This is a genomic window from Corynebacterium renale (assembly GCF_002563965.1).
GTDB lineage: Bacteria > Actinomycetota > Actinomycetes > Mycobacteriales > Mycobacteriaceae > Corynebacterium > Corynebacterium renale.
This window is the reverse complement of record NZ_PDJF01000001.1, coordinates 1139259-1158009: the sequence shown is the minus strand read 5'-3', so window position 1 is coordinate 1158009 and position 18751 is coordinate 1139259. Positions and strand designations below refer to the sequence as shown.

General features: G+C 59.9%; 17 protein-coding genes and 1 tRNA gene. 11 read left to right on the top strand and 7 right to left on the bottom strand.

Annotated elements, in window-relative coordinates:
* Nucleotides 1-393 precede the first annotated feature (393 nt).
* A complete protein-coding gene (locus ATK06_RS05465) occupies nt 394-822 on the top strand; it encodes a hypothetical protein (protein WP_098388974.1) in 429 nt (142 codons plus the stop codon).
* A 106-nt stretch (nt 823-928) separates the two neighbouring features.
* Here ATK06_RS05465 and ATK06_RS05460 read toward each other — a convergent pair whose 3' ends face one another.
* Nucleotides 929-1822: a phosphoribosylaminoimidazolesuccinocarboxamide synthase gene (locus ATK06_RS05460; RefSeq protein ID WP_048380776.1), complete on the bottom strand. Its 894-nt coding sequence runs from the start codon at nt 1820-1822 to the stop codon at nt 929-931.
* 159 nt (nt 1823-1981) lie between these two features.
* On the opposite strand from ATK06_RS05460, the gene ATK06_RS05455 reads away from it, so the two are divergent.
* Genes ATK06_RS05455 through ATK06_RS05445 form a run of 3 tightly spaced genes read left to right on the top strand, consistent with a single transcriptional unit; the run spans nt 1982 to nt 4979 of the window.
* Nucleotides 1982-3169, top strand: a complete 1188-nt coding sequence (locus ATK06_RS05455) for an ABC transporter substrate-binding protein (RefSeq protein ID WP_098388973.1) — start codon at nt 1982-1984, stop codon at nt 3167-3169.
* Nucleotides 3169-4227 (top strand): FecCD family ABC transporter permease, encoded by a 1059-nt coding sequence (locus ATK06_RS05450; RefSeq protein WP_048380780.1) that lies wholly within the window; start codon nt 3169-3171, stop codon nt 4225-4227. The genes ATK06_RS05455 and ATK06_RS05450 overlap by 1 nt, the downstream gene beginning before the upstream one ends.
* Nucleotides 4221-4979 (top strand): ABC transporter ATP-binding protein, encoded by a 759-nt coding sequence (locus ATK06_RS05445; protein ID WP_048380782.1) that lies wholly within the window; start codon nt 4221-4223, stop codon nt 4977-4979. The genes ATK06_RS05450 and ATK06_RS05445 overlap by 7 nt, the downstream gene beginning before the upstream one ends.
* On the opposite strand, the gene purB is transcribed toward ATK06_RS05445, so the two are convergent.
* On the bottom strand, nt 4964-6391 hold the full coding sequence (gene purB, locus ATK06_RS05440) for an adenylosuccinate lyase (RefSeq protein WP_098388972.1): 1428 nt from the start codon (nt 6389-6391) through the stop codon (nt 4964-4966). The genes ATK06_RS05445 and purB overlap by 16 nt on opposite strands.
* Before the next feature lie 77 nt (nt 6392-6468).
* A complete protein-coding gene (gene purD, locus ATK06_RS05435; RefSeq protein WP_172607439.1) occupies nt 6469-7731 on the bottom strand; it encodes a phosphoribosylamine--glycine ligase in 1263 nt (420 codons plus the stop codon).
* 36 nt (nt 7732-7767) lie between these two features.
* On the opposite strand from purD, the gene ATK06_RS05430 reads away from it, so the two are divergent.
* Nucleotides 7768-8193 (top strand): HIT family protein, encoded by a 426-nt coding sequence (locus ATK06_RS05430; protein ID WP_048380784.1) that lies wholly within the window; start codon nt 7768-7770, stop codon nt 8191-8193.
* 56 nt (nt 8194-8249) lie between these two features.
* A complete protein-coding gene (locus ATK06_RS05425) occupies nt 8250-8846 on the top strand; it encodes an esterase/lipase family protein (protein WP_048380786.1) in 597 nt (198 codons plus the stop codon).
* On the opposite strand, the gene ATK06_RS05420 is transcribed toward ATK06_RS05425, so the two are convergent.
* The 4 genes from ATK06_RS05420 to ATK06_RS05405 form a co-directional block, all read right to left on the bottom strand.
* Entirely contained in the window at nt 8815-10251 is a 1437-nt protein-coding gene (locus tag ATK06_RS05420; RefSeq protein WP_098389402.1) for a sensor histidine kinase, read from the bottom strand. The genes ATK06_RS05425 and ATK06_RS05420 overlap by 32 nt on opposite strands.
* A gap of 7 nt (nt 10252-10258) precedes the next feature.
* A complete protein-coding gene (locus tag ATK06_RS05415; protein ID WP_098388971.1) occupies nt 10259-10975 on the bottom strand; it encodes a response regulator transcription factor in 717 nt (238 codons plus the stop codon).
* Nucleotides 10976-11088: 113 nt separating this feature from the next.
* Nucleotides 11089-12837 (bottom strand): pyruvate dehydrogenase, encoded by a 1749-nt coding sequence (locus ATK06_RS05410; protein ID WP_048380791.1) that lies wholly within the window; start codon nt 12835-12837, stop codon nt 11089-11091.
* Nucleotides 12838-13598: 761 nt separating this feature from the next.
* Nucleotides 13599-13674, bottom strand: a tRNA-Thr gene (locus ATK06_RS05405).
* Between the two features lie 64 nt (nt 13675-13738).
* On the opposite strand from ATK06_RS05405, the gene thrE reads away from it, so the two are divergent.
* The 5 genes from thrE to ATK06_RS05380 all read left to right on the top strand — a co-directional run bounded on the left by thrE (nt 13739) and on the right by ATK06_RS05380 (nt 18750).
* Nucleotides 13739-15214, top strand: coding sequence for a threonine/serine exporter ThrE (thrE, locus tag ATK06_RS05400; protein WP_098388970.1), 1476 nt, complete (start codon nt 13739-13741; stop codon nt 15212-15214).
* Between the two features lie 51 nt (nt 15215-15265).
* The gene (locus ATK06_RS05395; protein WP_098388969.1) at nt 15266-15637 is read left to right on the top strand and encodes a hypothetical protein; all 372 of its coding nucleotides are present in this window, start codon (nt 15266-15268) and stop codon (nt 15635-15637) included.
* A 9-nt stretch (nt 15638-15646) separates the two neighbouring features.
* The gene (locus ATK06_RS05390; protein ID WP_098388968.1) at nt 15647-17074 is read left to right on the top strand and encodes an alpha,alpha-trehalose-phosphate synthase (UDP-forming); all 1428 of its coding nucleotides are present in this window, start codon (nt 15647-15649) and stop codon (nt 17072-17074) included.
* A gap of 1 nt (nt 17075) precedes the next feature.
* Nucleotides 17076-17537 carry an META domain-containing protein gene (locus ATK06_RS05385; RefSeq protein WP_053072832.1) on the top strand — a complete coding sequence of 154 codons (462 nt, stop codon included), beginning with the start codon at nt 17076-17078 and terminating at the stop codon, nt 17535-17537.
* 76 nt (nt 17538-17613) lie between these two features.
* Nucleotides 17614-18750, top strand: a complete 1137-nt coding sequence (locus tag ATK06_RS05380; RefSeq protein ID WP_048380793.1) for an NAD(P)-dependent malic enzyme — start codon at nt 17614-17616, stop codon at nt 18748-18750.
* The last annotated feature ends 1 nt before the right edge of the window (nt 18751 follow it).

Sequence of the window (18751 nt, the reverse complement as noted above, 5' to 3'; positions counted from 1 at the left end):
ACTTATGCTAAAGACGAACACAAGAAGAAGAATGATCTGGGCATACCAGCAAACTCTGCGAACAGCGATAGCCGCCATCATCTTTTTACTCTTTTTCACACCCTCAGCAAACGCATTGGGGAAAAGCGACCCACTGTATAGAGATAATATCGGGACCTACACTGTAAAATGCCAGGTACACAAGAATGCTCCCGGCAATCCAGTAGTCGGGATTGTAATCGGAAGTCACTCCTCCGATCCGCATGCAGCTGAGAGTGATGCTAATTTGTTCGTGTCAAAGTTCGGACCCCACCATTCAAAGCGCCATTGCAAAACCCAGCGAAAATACTTACCTAGGGGCGCTTACACAACAGCCATGAATCCGATCTAACGCGGCTTCAGAAAGGATTTAGCGTGAACGAGATCAATACTTGGTGTTTTTTAACCGTGTTTGTATGCCGTTACGACCAGCTTGATCAAGCAAAAGCACGTCACCAAAGGTGTGTCGACGTTCTTCGGGAGACGAACACCGTACATTTTTCTTCCGAGCAGGCTTATAACAACGGCCACAGTGAACCAATTTTTGGGCTTCTACTCTCCGAAATCATCCCGCCAGGGGAGAAAATCAACAGCGATGAGGAGCAAAAATATTCCGCATTCACCTTCATCACAATTGTTGATGTCCCCCACACCCCGGACACGGAGTATGACAGCGTTTATGTCGTGGGACAGAAACTGCAGATTGATTTTGAAGAAGGTATTCCGGCCCGATTCCCTAGTCGCACACGAGGCATTATAGTCAGTCGAACAGGCCATGAGATTGATGGGTGCATCTGTCAATAGCCCCAGCTTTTCACCGCATCCCGGAGCCCCATAACAACCAACTTATTACAAACTATTTCCCGGCCACTCCACATCAGGGAGTAACCGGGAACTAGCTCAGGAAGCCTTAGACGCAGTCGCCAACCCAGTCCGCGAAACGCAGACCGGAGATCTTCTCGTACGCTTCGACGTAACGCTCACGGGTCGCTTCCACCACCGAACCAGGAAGTGCTGGCGGGTGCTCCCCACTACCGCGATCCCAGCCGGACTTCGGGCCGGTCAGCCAGTCGCGCACATACTGCTTGTCAAAGCTAGCCTGAATCTGGCCGGGCTGGTATTCGTCGGCTGGCCAGAAGCGGGAGGAATCGGGGGTCAGGACTTCGTCGCCGAGCACCAGCTCACCGGACTCGTCGAGGCCGAACTCGAACTTGGTGTCCGCCACGATCACACCACGTTCCCGCGCATGGATTGCGGCGGCTTCGTAGGTGGACAACGTTGCAGCACGCAACTGCTCCGCACGATCCTTGCCCAGGTCTGCGACAACCCGATCGAAGGATACGTTTTCATCATGGTCACCCAACTCCGCCTTCGTGGCAGGAGTGAAAATGGGCTCGGGTAGCTGGTCAGATTCCGTGAGGCCGTCGATAAGCGGGATACCGCAGACCGTGCCATCCTGCTTGTACTCCGCTAATGCCGAGCCCGTGATGTAACCGCGGGCCACGCATTCGAACGGCAGCATGTTGAGGCGGCGCACAACCATCGCGCGGCCGAGCACCTTTTCGGGGATGCGGGGGTCGTCGGCGGGGCCGGCCAGGTGGTTCGGAATGTCCAGGTGGTCGAACCAGAAGAAGCTCATCGCCGTGAGGATGCGGCCCTTGTCTGGGATGGGGGTATCCAGGACATAGTCGTACGCCGAAATACGGTCCGTGGCAACCAGCAGCAGGTGCTCGTCGTCGATTGCATAAATTTCGCGGACTTTACCAGCAGAAATGTGTTCGTAGTCAGAAAGCTCTGGACGCATGAACAGGTATCTTACTCCGCCCAAACATTAATGTCTGTTCGCCCGTTGTGTTCCTGAATTAAAGAGAGTATGTTTTGGTGAGCCTACCCTAACCCTAAAAGGTGTAGGCGTTCCGCCCGGGCAAGGTACCCGGGCGCTGAGATACAGAAAGGCAAAGCCATGCGCCTTCGCGGCACTATGCGCATTATCGGGGCTTGTGCAGTCTCCTCCACCCTGGTTCTCACCGGGTGCTCTTCTTCCTCAGAGAATGAGGCAACACCGTCGAGCAGTAAAAGCGCTTCCGGTGCACTAGAAATTACCGACGTCGCCGGGCGCACCGTCACCCTCGACCACGCGCCAGAGCGCGTCATCCTGGGCGAATCACGCTCCATCTTTGCCACCTCCATCCTGGACAAAGACAACCCACTGGACAAGGTTGTCGGCATAGGCACGGACCTCCAGTCTTCCGTCGGGGATTACTGGGAGCGCTTCAAGCCACTCCAGCCCAAGGTGACCGAGATCCCAGAGATCGGCTCGATTAAAAAGGGCGACGTCACCGTAGAAAACCTCGTCGCCCAAAAGCCGGACGTAGTTATCATCTCCGGGGACCAGTACAAGGCAGCACAGTCCGGCGGCCTTACCGACAGCATGGACGCGGCAGGCATCAAATACGTGGTCACCGACTTCCGTGCCAAGCCACTGGAAAACACCACCGTCTCCATGGAGGTGTTCGGCAAGGTCTTCGGCAAGGAGGCCAAGGCCAAGGAATTCAACGACACGTGGACAAAGACCGTCAACGACATTCAAAAGCGCACGGCCAACGCATCCACAAAGCCCAAGACGTTTGTATGGCGTGCTGCCGGGCTCAAGGACTGCTGCAGCACCTGGAACGATTCCAACATCTCTGAGCTGGTCAACGCAGCCGGCGGCGAGAACGTAGGCGACATGTTCGTCCAGGGCGAATCTGGTGACCTCACCCCGGAGCAGGTCATTGAAGCCCAGCCTGACCAGATCATCGTGACTGGTGGCCAGTGGGGCAACAAGAAGGGCAAAGACGGCAAGACCCCCATGTTTGCCGCTATGGGCTACGGCGTAGACGCGGCTGCCTCCGAGGCATCGTTGGGTGAATTGGTCACCCACCAGCCCGGTTTTGAGTTGCTCAATGCTCCGAAGGATGGCAACCTCCACGCCATCTGGCACCAGTTCTACAATTCCCCGCTGAACTACATCGCGATGGCTCAGATCGCGCAGTGGCTGCACCCTGAGGAATTCGCTGACCTGGATGTTGAGGCCCTGTGGAAGGATGCCCACGATAAGTGGGTTCCTATCGAACCTGATGGCTCCTTCTTTGCCACGTACACCAAATAATGTCGGGTAACCAGCAGCAAGTAGCCGATCTTATTGCCGGCCACCGCACGGTAGTCCGCAAGCGGCTGCTCATCATTGCCGTGCTGATCGTCGCCGCTGTGCTGTCCTTCCTGGTCGCCGCTGCAGTCGGCGCGATCACCATTCCGCTTGGCGACGTCCTCATGGGTCTCATCCGCCCCAGCACACTTGATGCTGAAACGCGGGTCGTACTGTGGGATCTGCGCCTCCCGATGGCGGTGATGGCGGTTCTCATCGGCATGGGTTTGGCCCTTGCTGGCGCGCAGATGCAAACCATCCTGTCCAACCCGCTGGCGGAGCCTTTTACACTGGGCGTGTCCGCCGCGGCAGCATTCGGTAGTGCGGCATCGATTGTGGCCGGGTGGGACTTTCTGCCTAATCCGCAGGCGAACATCGCGTTGATGGCGTGGCTGTCCGCGATGATTGCCACCGCAGTTATCGTCGGCGCGTCAGTCTTCCGGGGCGCCAGTGCGGAGACCATGATCCTTTTGGGGATCGCGCTGGTCTTTCTGTTCCAGGCACTCCTTGCGCTCATGAAGTACCGGGCGTCCACCGAGGCGCTCAGCCAGATTGTGTTCTGGTCGATGGGCTCGCTGACCCGCGCGAACTGGATGGCGAACGCGATCCTGGCAGCGGTGATTGCCGCGTCGGTCCCCGTGTTCGTTGCCTTGTCCTGGCGCTTGACGGCTTTAAGGCTTGGCGACGCCCGCGCCGCCGCCTTGGGCGTCAACGTCAACCGGTTGCGCATCGTGGTTCTCATCGTGGTGTCGATCGTCGCGGCGACGACGGTCGCATTTTGCGGAATCATCGGTTTCGTTGGCCTGGTGGGTCCGCACGTGGCGCGCATGTTAGTGGGTGAGGATCAGCGGTTCTTCCTGCCCGCCTCGATGGCGGCCGGCGCGGTGATGGTGTGTTGTTCGCACGCTGTCAGCCTGATGATTCGCCCCGGGATCGCGATCCCCATCGGCATCGTCACGGCAATCGTGGGCGTGCCGTTCTTTATCGGCGTCATCCTGACTAAGAGGAGGGCGCTGTGGTAAGCGTTGAGCTCAACTTAGAGGGCCTGAGCACCGGTTATGGTTCCCGTACGATCGTCGAAAGCCTGACCGCTTCGGGCCTCTCCGGCTGCGTCGGGCTGCTGGGCCCGAACGGCTCCGGCAAGACCACGTTGCTCAAAACTCTGGCTGGCGTGTTGCCGGCAATCTCCGGGAGTTTCTCGGTGCTTGCCGACGGCCATCCGATCACCGCCCGCACCGACATTGGGTACGTGCCCCAGGAGTTGCCGGGCACGGCGTCGCTGACGGCGTTGGAAACGGTGCTGGTGTCAGCCCGCCGTGCCGTGGATGGCGACCCCCTGGAGGCCACCGCGCGCACGCTCACCGAGTTGGGCGTGGGGCACGTTGCCCAGCGTTATCTGGGCGAGTTGTCTGGTGGACAGCGCCAGATTATTGCTGTGGCGCAGATGCTGGTGGGCCGCCCGAAGCTCATGCTTCTCGACGAACCCACCTCGGCCCTGGACCTGCACCGGCAGTTGTTCATCCTGGAGAAAATCCGGGAGCGCGTCCACGCAGAGGGCTCCGTGGCTATGGTGTCGTTGCACGACATGAACTTGGCGGCCCGTTTTTGCGATTCGCTCATCGTGATGCATGGCGGGGCGGTCACGTGCTCAGGACATCCTCGCGATGTTCTTACCCCGGAGACCCTGCGAGAGGTCTACCAGGTGGAAAGCGAAGTACTGGAACACCGCGGTGTCCCAGTAATCGTGGCCCACTCCCCTTACAGGATTTCCTGACCCGTGTAGGCCGCGGCTTCGGAGCGTGCGTCGGCAAGTTCGCTGATGCGCGCCAGCACGCGGTCTACCTGGTCGCCGGCAGCGCCGATGAAGGCGTGACGGTCCGCGAGCGCCTCTTCCAGGGCAGCCTTATCTAGTGGCAGGCGGTCGTCGGCAGCCAGGCGCTCGACCAGGTTCTGCTCCGCGCCGTTTTCGCGCATATCCAGGGCCATGGCCACCGCGTTTTCCTTGATGACCTCGTGTGCGGTCTCGCGGCCCACCCCGGCGCGCACGGCCGCCATGAGGATGCGGGTGGTCGCCAGGAATGGCAGGTAGCGTTCCAGTTCGCGGTCCAGCATTGCGGGGAATGCGCCGAACTCCTTGAGTACAGTCAGCATGGTTTCCAGCATGCCGTCGATAGCAAAGAACGCATCCGGCAAGGCTACGCGCCGGACCACGGAACAGAAGACGTCGCCTTCGTTCCATTGCTGGCCGGACAGGTCAGCGGCCATGGTCAGGTAGCCACGCAGGATAACTTGGAAGCCGCCGACGCGCTCGCAGGAGCGCGCGTTCATCTTGTGCGGCATAGCCGAAGAACCAACCTGGCCCTCCTTGAAGCCTTCGGTGACGGTCTCGTTGCCGGCCATGAGCCGGATGGTCGTCGCTAAGGAAGAAGGCCCGGCGCCGAGCTGCACCAGCGCGGAGAGCGCGTCGAAGTCCAGGGAGCGTGGGTAGACCTGGCCGACGGAGTCGAAGATGCGGCCAAAGCCCAAGTATTCGGCGACGCGGTGCTCCAGGGACGCCAGTTTCTGGGGGTCGCCGCCGAGCAGGTCGAGCATGTCCTGGGAGGTTCCCATCGGGCCCTTGATGCCGCGTAGTGGGTAGCGTCCGAGCAGTTCGGTGGCGCGCTCGATGGCGACCAGCAGTTCGTCACCGGCCGAGGCGAAGCGCTTGCCCAGCGTGGTGGCCTGCGCGGCCACGTTGTGGGAGCGGCCCGCCATGACCTGGTTGCGGTACTGCTCAGCACGGCGGCCGATCTGGACGGCGACGGCGATTGCCTTGTCGCGCACGATTTCCAGGGAGCGGTAAATCTGCAGCTGCTCGACGTTTTCGGTGAGGTCGCGGCTGGTCATACCCTTGTGAATGTGTTCGTAGCCGGCTAGCGCATTGAATTCCTCGATGCGGGCCTTCACGTCGTGTCGGGTCACTGCTTCACGACGCGCAATCGACTCCAGGTCCACCTGGTCCACCACAGCTTCGTAGGCACTGATTGCCTCTGCGGGGATGTCCACGCCCAGGTCTTTCTGAGCCTGCATGACGGCGATCCAGAGCTGGCGTTCGGCGACGATCTTGTGCTGTGCGTCCCAAATGGTGGCGATCTCAGGTGATGCGTAGCGCGAGGCTAGGACGTTGGCGATCTGTGGCTTGTTCATAAAAGTACCTCTTTGAGCAATAGCGGGATGAAAACGTAAAGCGCACGCCAGGCGCGGTGCCAGGCGTGCATGTTCTTTTACTTCAGGCCCTGTGCACCGATGTCGGTGCGGTAGTGGGAGCCTTCCAGTTCAATCTGTTCGAGTAGTTCGTAGGCTTTCGCGCGGGCCTCGTGGAGGTCTGCCCCGACGCCGACCACGTTGAGCACGCGCCCGCCTGCGGAGACGAACGTGCCGTCAGGGTGCGCGCCGGTGCCTGCATGGAGGACGTACGCGTCCGCACCTTCGTGGTATTCCGGGATACCCGTGATCGGATCGCCCTGGTTGACGGTGCCCGGGTAGCCGGCGGCTGCCAGCACGACCGTGATTGCGGCCCCCTGCTTCCACTTCAGGGGCGGAAGCTCTGCCAGCGTGCCGTTGGCCACCGCGGCCAGCGTCTGGCCTAGCGGGGATTCCAGCAAAGCAAGCACGGCCTGGGTTTCCGGATCGCCAAAGCGGGCGTTGAACTCAATAACCGCAGGCCCGTCGGGGCCCCACGCCAGGCCGGCGTACATCAGACCGGAGTACGGGTTGCCGCGGCGTGCCATCTCTGTGGCGACGGGTTCGCAGACCTCGCGCACGATGCGGGCCACGGCGTCTGGGTCTAGTTCGTCCAGCCACGGCAGCGGCGCGTACGCGCCCATACCGCCGGTGTTCGGCCCGGAATCGCCGTCGCCCACGCGCTTATGATCTTGCGCGGGGATGAGGGGGACCACGGTTTCGCCGTCGACAAGAGCGAAGAGGGAGACCTCCGGTCCGGGCAGGAATTCCTCGAAGAGCACCGGATTCCCGGAGGCCAAGACTGCGCGCGCGTGCTCGAGGGCAGCGGCGCGGTCGGGGGTGACCACCACGCCCTTACCTGCGGCCAGGCCATCATCTTTCACGACCCAGGTGGGGCCGAAATCGTCGATAATCTCCTCGGGGTCCCCGCCCGGCTGCACCACCGAAGCGCGCGCCGTGCGCACCCCCGCAGCGGCCATGATGTCCTTGGCAAACTCCTTCGAGCCCTCCAACTGGGCTGCGCTTGCCGACGGCCCAAACACCGCAATACCGGCCTGACGAAGCTTGTCCGCAAGCCCCAAGACCAGGGGAATTTCAGGGCCGATGACCACAAGATCCGCGACCTCGCGGGCCAGGGCAACTTGGCCATCCAGGTCATCGACGGCAACCGGGTGCACGGTGGCGATGCCTGCCATGCCGGGGTTTCCGGGGGCCACGTGTAATTCCGTGACCGACGTATCGTGACTCAAAGCTAATAAAAGGGCATGTTCGCGCCCGCCGGCGCCGACCACCAGAATTCGCATAGCAATGATGATAGAACACGGGCTAAGGTAGACACCATGAGTAGCGTCTTTACCAAGATTATTCAGGGCGAATTGCCGGGCCGATTCGTGTACCGCGATGAGGACGTGGTGGCTTTCTTGTCCATCGAACCCGTCGCATACGGCCACGTTTTGGTGGTTCCCGTCGCAGAGGTAGATAAGTGGACGGAGCTGGACCCAGAGATTTGGGTGGCGCTCAACGAGGTCGCTCAGGCCGTGGGCCGCGCCGTGACCAGTGCTTTCGACGCCCCACGTGCCGGCTACCTCATCGCCGGTTTTGAGGTCCCCCACACCCACATTCACATCTTCCCCGCCCACGACATGTCGGGCTACAACCTGTCCACCGCCATGGCCGCGGATAGCACCGACCCGGAGAAGATGGATGAGGCCGCCCGCCTGATCCGCGAGGCCCTGGGAACCAACGAGGATGGCTACCCCCTCTGATACCCCCACGGCTTATTCCCCGGCTCGGCGCAGTCCCCGTACTGCCCGGGCCGGACGTGTCTCTGACCACGGGCGTGCGCCCCGTCGTCTTCCTCCACGGGGTGTGGGGCGATCCGGGCAATTTTTCCCGCACCCTTTCTGTGCTTGCCGACGCCCACGACCGCACCGTCTACGCCCCCGCCTACGGGAATCGGGGCACGAATCTCATCCCGGCTTCCTACACTGAGCTGCGCCCAACCCTCGAGGACGCGGTGGCGGACTCCCCGACCGGCGATATTGATATTGTGGCTCACTCTTTGGGCGGCCTGTTCGCCGTTCGCGCGGCCATGGACCTCCCGGTGGCGCACATCATCGGCCTGGGCGCGTGTTTTAAGGGCCGCTCCACGTTGCGCCGGTTACGACCGCTGATGGCACGGATGGTGGGCCCGGCCATGACGGGCATACTCGGCGACGAACCGTACGCTTTTGCCCCCGACGTCGACGTCCTCTCCGTAGTCAGTAGCGCCGACTTTATCGTGCCCGCCTGGTCCTCGGACTTACGCCCGGAGTTGGGCGACCGCTGCGAACTCATCCGGATTCGGGGTGTGCGTCACGAGCAACTCACCCTGCAAACCCGGTTGATTACCCGCTTACTCGCGGCAACGCGATCCTAAACGTGGACCCCTCCCCCGGCGCAGTGGCAACCTCGATGGTTCCTCCGTGCTGCTCAACCAGGGACTTCACGATGGCCAGACCCAAGCCCGAACCACCGGATTCACGCGAACGGGATGTATCGGCGCGGTAGAAGCGTTCAAAAATGTGAGAAGCATCCTGGGCGGACATACCGATTCCATCGTCAATAACCTCGATGATGACCTGGTCCGGCTTGTCATTATTCAAGCTAATCGACGGCTGGTAGAAGCTCAGCCGCAGCGTGACTTTAGCATCCGGGCCGGCGTGCCGGAACGCATTGGTTACTAAGTTCAGGAGTACTTGGTGCAACCGTGCCACGTCGCCTTTGACCATGGGCAGATCGTCCGTGTCGTTCTGCACTTCAATCTGGCGGTCCGCGAACGCGGCCTTCGCCGAGGCAACCACGGACAGCGTGGTTTCTAGCATGTCAACGTGCTTCCATTCCAACCGCTGGCCTTCAGCGCGCGTGAGCGCAAGCAGGTCTTCCACGAGCAGGTTCATGCGTTTAGATTCGGCGGTGATTTTCCCGAAGACCCATTCGGCGTCTTGGGTTGCCCCGGACCGATACAACTCGGTATAACCGCTAATGCTGGTCAGCGGGGTGCGCAGCTCGTGCGATGCGTCACCGACGAAGCGTCGCATCTGCTCCTCCTTGCGCTGCGACTCCTCGATGCTGCCCTGCAGGCGGGTAATCATGGAATTGACGGCATAGGCCAACTGCCCGACCTCAGTGTTGATGGGCCATTGCGGGACGCGCCGGTTGAGGTCACCTTTAGCGATAACGCCGGCGGTATGTTCCACCTCACGCAGGGGGCGCAGTGCCTGGTAGATAAAAAAGTATGCGCACAGGCCCAGCAGCACGAGCACAATGAGTGAGATCACCATCTGCATGGCGTGCAGCTGGTTGAGAATGCCGTCCTCCCGGGACAGGGACTTGGCCACGATTGTTGTGGTGCCTTCGTTCTGCACACCAATGGCTCGCCAGCGTTGTGTCGGATTTTCACTCTCCGGGTCGGAGGGGACAGTGTGAAGTTGGCCGTCCAGCCCAATCTCCTGGGCATCAGGCAGCCCCTCCCCACCGTTAAATACTGCGGCAGAACCGTCGGCAAACTCTTTAATGACCACATAGTCTTTGGGCGGGCGCGACCCCTGTGCGTTGTTGCGGAAGAGTTCCGAACTACTTGCCCAGCCGTCGAGGGAATTTTTCAGCTCGGTATCCACACGGCTGTACACCACTTCGCGCATCACGGAAGCAACCGCGACAGAGGAGACAACCAGACCCAGGCCGGACATAACCACCATGACAAAGACCAGCCACACGCGCAGTGGCACGCCCCTGACCCAGGTGGTTTGGGGTGCTAGCCCCCACGAATTGCCGTTATTCATAAGGCCGTTACTGGCGTGGCGTGCGCAGTACGTAACCCACACCACGAACAGTGTGGATAAGTGGCTGCTCGCCGGTGTCTACCTTGCGGCGCAGGTAAGAAATGTAGGACTCGACGACGTTTCCGTCGCCGCCGAAGTCGTAGTGCCACACGTTGTCCAGAATCTTCGCCTTCGAGAGCACCACCTCAGCGTTGAGCATGAGGTAACGCAGCAGGTTGAACTCCGTGGGAGAGAGGTCCACAATCTGGCCTGCTTTGGTGACCTCGTGGGTGTCGTCGTTAAGCGTCAGATCCGCGTACGTGATGGTGGGATCCGAAGGCTTCGAATCGTCGACGTGACCGCGGCGCAGGATAACGCGCAGGCGGGTAATGACTTCTTCGAGGGAGAACGGCTTGGTGACGTAATCGTCGGCGCCAATGGTCAGGCCGTGAATGCGGTTGTCCACCGCATCCTTGGCGGTGAGGTAGAGCACGGGGCCGGAGAGGCCCTCGGCACGCAACTTAGGCAGGAGTTCAAAGCCATCCATACCTGGCGTCATGACGTCGAGGATAAAAGCGTCGGGCTGAAATTCACGGGCAACCTCGAGGCCCTCTTCGCCGTTGGTGGCGGAGCGCACGTCGAAGCCCTGGAATTTCAGTCCGACGACCAGCAGTTCTACGATGTTAGGTTCGTCATCGACGACAAGAACCTTGATTGCGTTGCTGGATTCGTTCACGGTGTCCATTTCCTTTTCTCCTCGCCGGGTAGGCGCTAGCAGGCTACGTATATTTATTCCTACTGTGCCCGCCCGCTCTGGAGATTCACTCTACCTTTACTGAACGAATCCTGTGAGAGTGTCTAGAACTGCTTGGTGCTGGTCGGGATGTTGCGGAGGTTAGCCCGAGCCAGGTTGATCATGTTGCCGATGCCGCCGCCGAAGACGGTGCGCGTCGCGGCCTTCGAGAAGCCAATCAGCATCTCCCAGGTGATTTCTGGCGGGATGGACAGCGCGTTCGGGTCGGTGACGATGTCGACGAGCACGGGGCCGTCGTACGCCAAAGCCTCAGCGATGCCGCTCTTGACATCCTTCGGGTCCTCAATACGGATTGCCTTGATCCCGATAGCCTCCGCGATCGCGGCAAAGTTGACGTGCTCGTGATCGGTGCCAAATTCCGGCATACCCGCAACCAGCATCTCCAGCTTGACCATGCCCAGCGAAGAGTTGTTGAACACCATCATCTTGACCGGCAGCTGGTGCAGCTTCACGGTGAGTAACTCGCCCAGCAGCATGCCCAGCCCGCCGTCGCCGTTGAAGGAGATGACCTGGCGGTCCGGTGCGGCAGCCTGCGCGCCAATTGCGTGGGGCAGGGCGTTTGCCATGGTGCCGTGGCGGAAGGAACCAATTTCCTCACGCTTGCCGTTCGGAGTGATGTAGCGGGCTGCCCACACGTTGCACATGCCGGTGTCGACGGTGAAGATGGCGTCGTCGGCAGCCAGGTTGTCGATGACCGATGCCGCGTATTCCGGGTGAATCGGAGTCTTGTTTTCCACACCGGTGGTGTAGGACTCGACGACGTTTTCCAGCAGGTCAGCGTGGTCCTTCAGCTGCTTGTCCAGGAAGGAGCGATCCTTCTTCTCCTCCACCGCGGGGAGGATATTTTCAATCACCGCAGCCGCGTCGCCGATGACTGGGTAGTGGATCGTGGTGTGGTGGCCGATGCGCGAACCGTCAATATCGATCTGTGCGACGTTGCCAGACGGCAGGAAGTCCGTGTACGGGAAGTCCGTGCCGATGAGGATGAGTAGGTCCGCATCACGCATCGCGTTCGAGCACGCACCGTAACCCAGGAGCCCGGACATGCCGACGTCAAAGGGATTGTCGTACTGGATGTACATCTTGCCACCGAAGGCGTGGCCGATGGGCGACTTAATCTTCTCCGCTAATGCGAGCACCTGCTCGCGAGCATTCTTGACGCCCGCGCCGCAGAAGAGGGTGACGGTCTTGGCGTCGTTAATAGCCTGCGCCAAGCGTGCAGCCTCGGTTGGATCCGGGTAAACGACCGGCTTGCCAGCAGCGATGACGGAGTCGACGAACAGGTCGGAGCTGACTTCCTGCTGGGAAACGTCGCCTGGGATAACCAGGACAGATACGCCATGGCCGGAAAGCGTGGACTGCAGGGCGTGGTGCAAAATAGCCACGCCCTGGTCACCGGAGTTAGCCATTTCGCAGTAGCCGGAGCACTCCTGGAAAATCTTCTCCGGGTGGGTTTCCTGGAAGAAGTTGGAACCGATCTGGTTTGCCGGGATGTGGCTAGCAATCGCAAGCACCTTCGCGCCGTTGCGGTGCGAATCGTAGAGGCCCTGAATCAGGTGCGTGTTGCCCGGGCCACAGGATGCTGCACACACTGCCAGTTCACCGGTAATTAGGGATTCTGCGCCTGCTGCAAAAGCCGCGGCTTCTTCGTTGCGAACGTGGACCCACTCAATAGAGGAGTCACGCAGGGCGTCGGTAATGGGGTTCAGCGAGTCGCCAACTACGCCGTAAATGCGCTTGACGCCTTGCTTTTCGAGTTTCTTGATGAGGACTTCCGCAAATGTCTGCGCCATGTCTCCACCTTTCTGGTGCGTATCGTTAAAGGTCTTATCATCCACTTATACGCCCAAAACGGGACAACCATCCGATATTGCCGGTGAAATCACACTTTTGCCGTGCTGCAGCGCGCCCCATACTCGCCTTTCGTGGAGCAGGGACGAAACCGCCACGCGCCAAGACGTGTGTTTAAAATCCTTGATTTCCATGCTTCCCCGACTTTCCGCACCATCAACCAGGGATATCAGAGTGCCACACAAGACACGGTGCGTGCGATCGGTTTTTTACACCGCTACCCCGGAACCGTCACACCGTTTTTGGTCTACTTAGGCGACTGTTTTTGGCGACCCATTTGAGTTAAGCAAAGAAAAGCGCATCCGACCACAGTGGGATTTGTCTTGCGAACTGGCTTTTCCATGTGATCGTCACGCAGGCGCATCTCGGCTATATGTAGATTGCAGCGAGTGACACAAAAAAGACATTTTGCCAGTTAGCCTACCTTAAACCCCCAGGTGAATTTTTCCGGACGGCCACAGAATGTCTTTTTCATATCACTGCCAATCCCCTACGCCTTCCGAGGGTGCGCAGTGTACGATCACCGGCGCCAAGATGTGAATCGTTTTTAGCCGACTGGGAACTATAGACACCTATTTTGAGCTTGTAAGGCCGGGAAAACTAGGAGTGGAGGAACACTTTTTCTTTACTTAACCCTAACCCGTTGACTTTGGCCAAAATTTAACCCCAGGCGGTGGGGCTTTAACCTCACTACCTGGGGTTTTGGGGCTGGAGACGAGACTTGAACTCGCAACCTACGCATTACAAGTGCGTTGCGCTACCAATTGCGCCACTCCAGCAACGGGTTCTCATAGTACAGTACTCTTCTGCATTTTTACCAAAAGGGGGCTAAAGTAGCCCGGCGTGAAGTTCTCCCTCCTCGAGCGGTTTAGACAGTGGCGCACAAACCCAGAGCACATTGCCACAATTGACGCCGCGCAGGCAGCCCCGCCGCCGTCACCATTCGCGCCGGTGGATCTCACCGACCCTGCGCAGGTGTTGGGCGTGATGGATATTGCCGCTCGGATTGGAGACATCCTGCTCTCGTCGGGAACGTCGAATAGGGATACACGCACTCAGATCCATGCCGTGACCGCGGCCTATGGGTTGGTGTGGTGTCACGTGGATATTACTGTCAACAACATCACGCTGTTTGCGCACGTCGGAACGCAATCACGGCATCCGGTGACGGTCTTTCGTGTGGTGAACAGCATGACCACCGACTTCTCCCGACTCGCGCGCGTGGACCGGCTGATTCGTTCGATTCAGTCGGGTGAAACGTCGCCGGCAGAAGCCGAGCGGGAGCTGAATAAGCTGGAGATTTCCCCTCCCCTGTACCGGGCCCGCACCGCGATCTGGGGGTGGGGAATCATGGGCGGCGCGGTTGCCATCATGCTTGGTGGCACGTGGCTGATGGGAATTATTGCTTTCACGACGGCCATGATGATTATGGGCGTAAACATTTTCCTCTCCCGCAACGGGTTGCCCTACTTCTACCAGGCCGTGTTTGGCGGGATCATCGCGACAATCCCTGCCGCTCTGGCGTATCTGGGTGCCATGAATCTGTCAGTGGAGATCAGACCGAGCCAGATTGTGGCGTCGTGCATCGTCGTCCTGCTCGCAGGGTTGACGTTGGTCCAGTCATTGCAGGACGGAATCATGGGTGCGCCCGTGACGGCGAGTGCCCACTTCTTTGAGACCATCCTGTTTACCGGCGCGATCGTGGCCGGCGTAGGTATCGGCCTACAGATGTCTGAGCTCATGGGAATCACCATGCCACCGCTAGAAAGTGTGGCTGGCCCAAACAATGCAACGATTGCGATGCGTGTGCTCTTCGGTTCGATTGCCACGATGGGCTTCGCGTTTGCGTCGTACGCAGAACGTCCCGCGATCCTGCTCTCTGGCGTGGCAGCAACAGGTGGCGCGCTGGTGTACTACTGGACCGTCAATTCCCTGGGCATCGGCCCGGTGCTGGCGTCGACGCTGGCCGCCATCATGATTGGTATCACCGGCGGTCTGCTCTCCCGTCGCTTCAAGATCCCGCCGCTGATTACCGCGATTTCCGGCATTACCCCACTGCTACCTGGCCTGTCCGTATACCGCGGCATGTACGCCGCACTGTCAGAGCAGATGCTGCTGGGTTTTACCAACATCGCCACCGCGCTGGCCATTGCCTGTGGGCTCGCTGCGGGCGTGGTGCTTGGCGAATGGACCGCCCGGCGCCTGCGCAGACCACAACGTTTCAATCCGTACCGCACCTTCCGTTCTACGAACCGAGCAAGCTTCAGCTTCTTGCGCGCTAAGAGCCGCCGCAACCGGAAACCTGGTAGTGGCGTATAATATTTGGCCTGTACTGTCTTTTCATTTTAGGTTTACGTTCCAGGAGGATTTGTGCCGCCCAAGATCTCTGAATCCCGCCCAAGCCCGGAGACCATTCAACAGCTCGAGGCCGAAACCGCCCACGCTGCTCGCCGGATTGTGGCTACCTACGCAGAGGACCAGCTCGACGGCGCCATTCTGATGTCCATGCTGGGCGTGGAGCCGGAGGGCTTAGTCTTTAGCCGCGTTGCTGAAGAATTCGATGTGGAACCTGACGGCACACCAAAGAAGCCGGCGAAGAAGACCACAAAGAAGTCGACCAAGAAGTCAACCAAAAAGTCTACGAAGAAGACCACCAAGAAGGCTACGAAGAAGTCGACAAAGAAAGCCACCAAGAAGTCCACGAAGAAGTCAACAAAGAAAACCATCAAGAAATCTAGCTAGACTAGAGGCATGGTTTCCACATCGGCTGATCACACTCAAAACAATTTCATCGTGGTGGCCAACCGGCTTCCGGTTGATGTGCACACCGAACCTGATGGCAACATCACCATGGAACCCAGCCCGGGCGGTTTGGTTACCGCCCTTTCTCCCGTGTTGGAATCCCAGCAGGGTTGCTGGGTTGGCTGGCCGGGTATCGCCGATCAACCCCTTGATTCGTTCCGCACGGATGAGGGGGTTTTGTTGTACCCGATCGAGCTCACGGCGGCGGAATACGAGAACTTCTATGAAGGCTTTTCCAACGCCACCCTGTGGCCCCTCTACCACGACCTGATCGTCACGCCGACGTATCGCCGCGAGTGGTGGGCGATGTACCGCGAAGTGAACTTAAAGTTTGCGGAGACTGTCGCCCACGTGGCCGCCGAAGGCGCCACGGTGTGGGTGCAGGATTACCAGTTACAGCTGGTGCCCGGTATTTTGCGGCAACTGCGCCCGGACCTGACAATCGGCTTCTTCTTGCACATCCCGTTCCCATCGGGGGACCTCTACCGCCAGCTACCGTGGCGTGACGAACTGACCCGTGGCCTCTTGGGCGCCGACCTCATCGGCTTCCATTTGGAGCAGGACGCCACGAACTTCCTCGACGTCGCCGCCAGCCTGAAAGATACTGAGGTTGAGGGCGCGGTCAGTGTGCGTGAATCGTCGGCGAAGATTATTTGCCCGGACGGGCACGAGGTCGGGGTAGGCGCCTTCCCGATTTCTATCGACGTTGATTCCGTATCCCTGCCATCACCCGAGGACGTCAAGCACCTGCGCAAGAAGCTCGGCAACCCGGACACCCTCATTTTGGGCGTGGACCGCCTGGATTACACGAAGGGCATTTTGCAGCGCCTGCGCGCGTACGAGGAGCTGCTTGCCTCCGACGCCTTGCCGGGGCGCACTGTCCTCCTACAGGTGGCGACGCCTTCGCGGGAGCGCATTGACAATTACCGCGAGACTCGCGCTGAGGTGGAACAGGCTGTGGGCCGGATCAACGGTAAGTTCGCTGAGCTTGGCCGCCCGGTGGTGGAGTATTTCCACCGCTCCTTCCCCAAGAATGCGCTCGCCGTCATGTACAAGGCCGCCGACATCATGTTGGTCACACCACTGAAGGACGGCATGAATTTGGTGGCTAAGGAATATGTGGCGGCGCACCCGTCGGGAAGCGGTGCCCTGGTGCTTTCCGAATTCGCGGGCGCTGCCGTGGAACTTAACCAGGCTTACCTGTGCAACCCGTTCGACCTGGAGGGTTTGAAACGCAGTCTGCGACAGGCGGTCATGGACGTTCACCACAACCCTGAGGAGGCAAAGGAGCGCATGCTCACGATGCACAATCAGGTCCAGGAACATGATGTTAACCGGTGGGCCGACGCGTTCCTCACCGCGCTTCGGAAGGCTTAACGTGCGCCCACTATTTACACTCTGCGCTGCCGGCGCACTCCTCATTGCCGGATGCGCCACCCCCGAAACTACCCCCGTTTCGGGCCCTACCTGGCAAGTGGCAGGCATCTTCATGTCCGCTGATGAACCCGGCGCGCTCCCCCGCGACGCGGCGGGCCGGGCAGTGCTCGCATTCGGCGACGGCACCGTGTCAGGCGACTCGGGGTGCGGGCCAATCCAGGGCTCGGTGACATTTAGCCGGGATGGACAATCCGCCACCGCCAAGAACGCGGATAGTGTGACCTTTGAGCAGGTCACCATCACCGAAACGGAACCGTGCGAGGGCGGGCGTGCCTATGTGCACGGGCAGCTTTCCACGCTTCTCGACGGCCCCTACCGGATGCGACACGTCTCGGACACAGAACTCTCCCTGATCCGCGATGACGGGTCGGTTGATTCTCCAATAATTCGCTTGGTTTCCTAAACACGCAGGTCAAACAGTACGTTCATACTATCCCAAAGGTCGGCGAAGCGTTGTTTCCCCGTGCTACTGTTCCTCTATGACTTATACGAAACATGCACTGGAATTACACCAAAAGTTTGGTGGCAAGCTACGCACGGAGGTTCGTGACCCGGACTTGGGCGTCGAGAAGCTCACCTATTACTACTCGCCTGGTGTGGCCGCGGTGAGCAATGAGATTGCCGCCCACCCGGAGAAGATGCGCGATTACACCTGGGTCAACAACCTGGTCGGTGTGGTCAGCGATGGTTCGGCGGTGCTGGGCCTGGGCAACGTTGGCCCGCGTGCGGCGATGCCCGTCATGGAGGGCAAGGGGCTGCTGTTTAAGCACTTCGCGAACGTGGATGCCGTCCCCATCGTCCTAGATGTGCACACTGCCGACGAAATCGTGGACGCAGTGACCGCGATCGCGCCAAGTTTTGGGGCCATCAACTTAGAGGATATTGCTGCGCCACTGTGCTTTGAGGTGGAGGAACGCCTGAAGGAAAAGCTGGACATTCCCGTGTTCCACGATGACCAGCACGGGACCGCTGTTGTTGCGTTGGCGGGTCTGATTAATGCCGCGAAGCTGACCGGGCGCGATATGGGTAACATGCGCATCGTTTTGATTGGCGCGGGGGCGGCGGGTACGGCCATCGCGAAGCTGATCCACAAATACGCTGCGCCGGAAATCATCGTGGTGGACTCGCGTGGCGTGATCCACGAGGGTCGCGAGGGGCTGTCGCCGGTGAAGCAGGAGTTGGCCGGGCTCCACAACTCGGATGCGCGCACTCTGGAGGAGGCCCTCAATGGTGCCGACGCGGTGATCGGGATTTCGCGCCCTGGCCTGCTGACCCAGGACATGATTCGTTCGATGGCACAGGACCCGATCGTGTTTGCGCTGGCGAACCCGACCCCGGAGATCATGCCGGATGAGGCGCACGCGGCCGGGGCTGCCGTTGTTGCGACGGGACGCAGCGACTTCCCGAACCAGGTCAATAACGCGATCGTCTTCCCGGGTATTTTCCGTGGCGCCTTGGATAATCGGGTGCGCATGATTACGGATGCACATAAGATTGCTGCTGCAGAGGTCGTCGCGGCTGCGGTGACTACGCCTTCGGCGGAAGAGATCATCCCGTCGGTGTTCAATGAGGCGCTGGTCCCGGCTATCGCGGCGGTCATCACCGAAGACAAATAAG

Bases quoted from the DNA above. Each gene is read 5' to 3' on its own strand.
- ATK06_RS05460 (WP_048380776.1), bottom strand. From the start codon at position 1,822: ATGCGTCCAGAGCTTTCTGACTACGAACACATTTCTGCTGGTAAAGTC.
- ATK06_RS05455 (WP_098388973.1), top strand. From the start codon at position 1,982: ATGCGCCTTCGCGGCACTATGCGCATTATCGGGGCTTGTGCAGTCTCC.
- ATK06_RS05450 (WP_048380780.1), top strand. From the start codon at position 3,169: ATGTCGGGTAACCAGCAGCAAGTAGCCGATCTTATTGCCGGCCACCGC.
- purB (WP_098388972.1), bottom strand. From the start codon at position 6,391: ATGAACAAGCCACAGATCGCCAACGTCCTAGCCTCGCGCTACGCATCA.
- purD (WP_172607439.1), bottom strand. From the start codon at position 7,731: ATGCGAATTCTGGTGGTCGGCGCCGGCGGGCGCGAACATGCCCTTTTA.
- ATK06_RS05430 (WP_048380784.1), top strand. From the start codon at position 7,768: ATGAGTAGCGTCTTTACCAAGATTATTCAGGGCGAATTGCCGGGCCGA.
- ATK06_RS05420 (WP_098389402.1), bottom strand. From the start codon at position 10,251: ATGAATAACGGCAATTCGTGGGGGCTAGCACCCCAAACCACCTGGGTC.
- ATK06_RS05415 (WP_098388971.1), bottom strand. From the start codon at position 10,975: ATGGACACCGTGAACGAATCCAGCAACGCAATCAAGGTTCTTGTCGTC.
- ATK06_RS05410 (WP_048380791.1), bottom strand. From the start codon at position 12,837: ATGGCGCAGACATTTGCGGAAGTCCTCATCAAGAAACTCGAAAAGCAA.
- ATK06_RS05390 (WP_098388968.1), top strand. From the start codon at position 15,647: ATGGTTTCCACATCGGCTGATCACACTCAAAACAATTTCATCGTGGTG.
- ATK06_RS05380 (WP_048380793.1), top strand. From the start codon at position 17,614: ATGACTTATACGAAACATGCACTGGAATTACACCAAAAGTTTGGTGGC.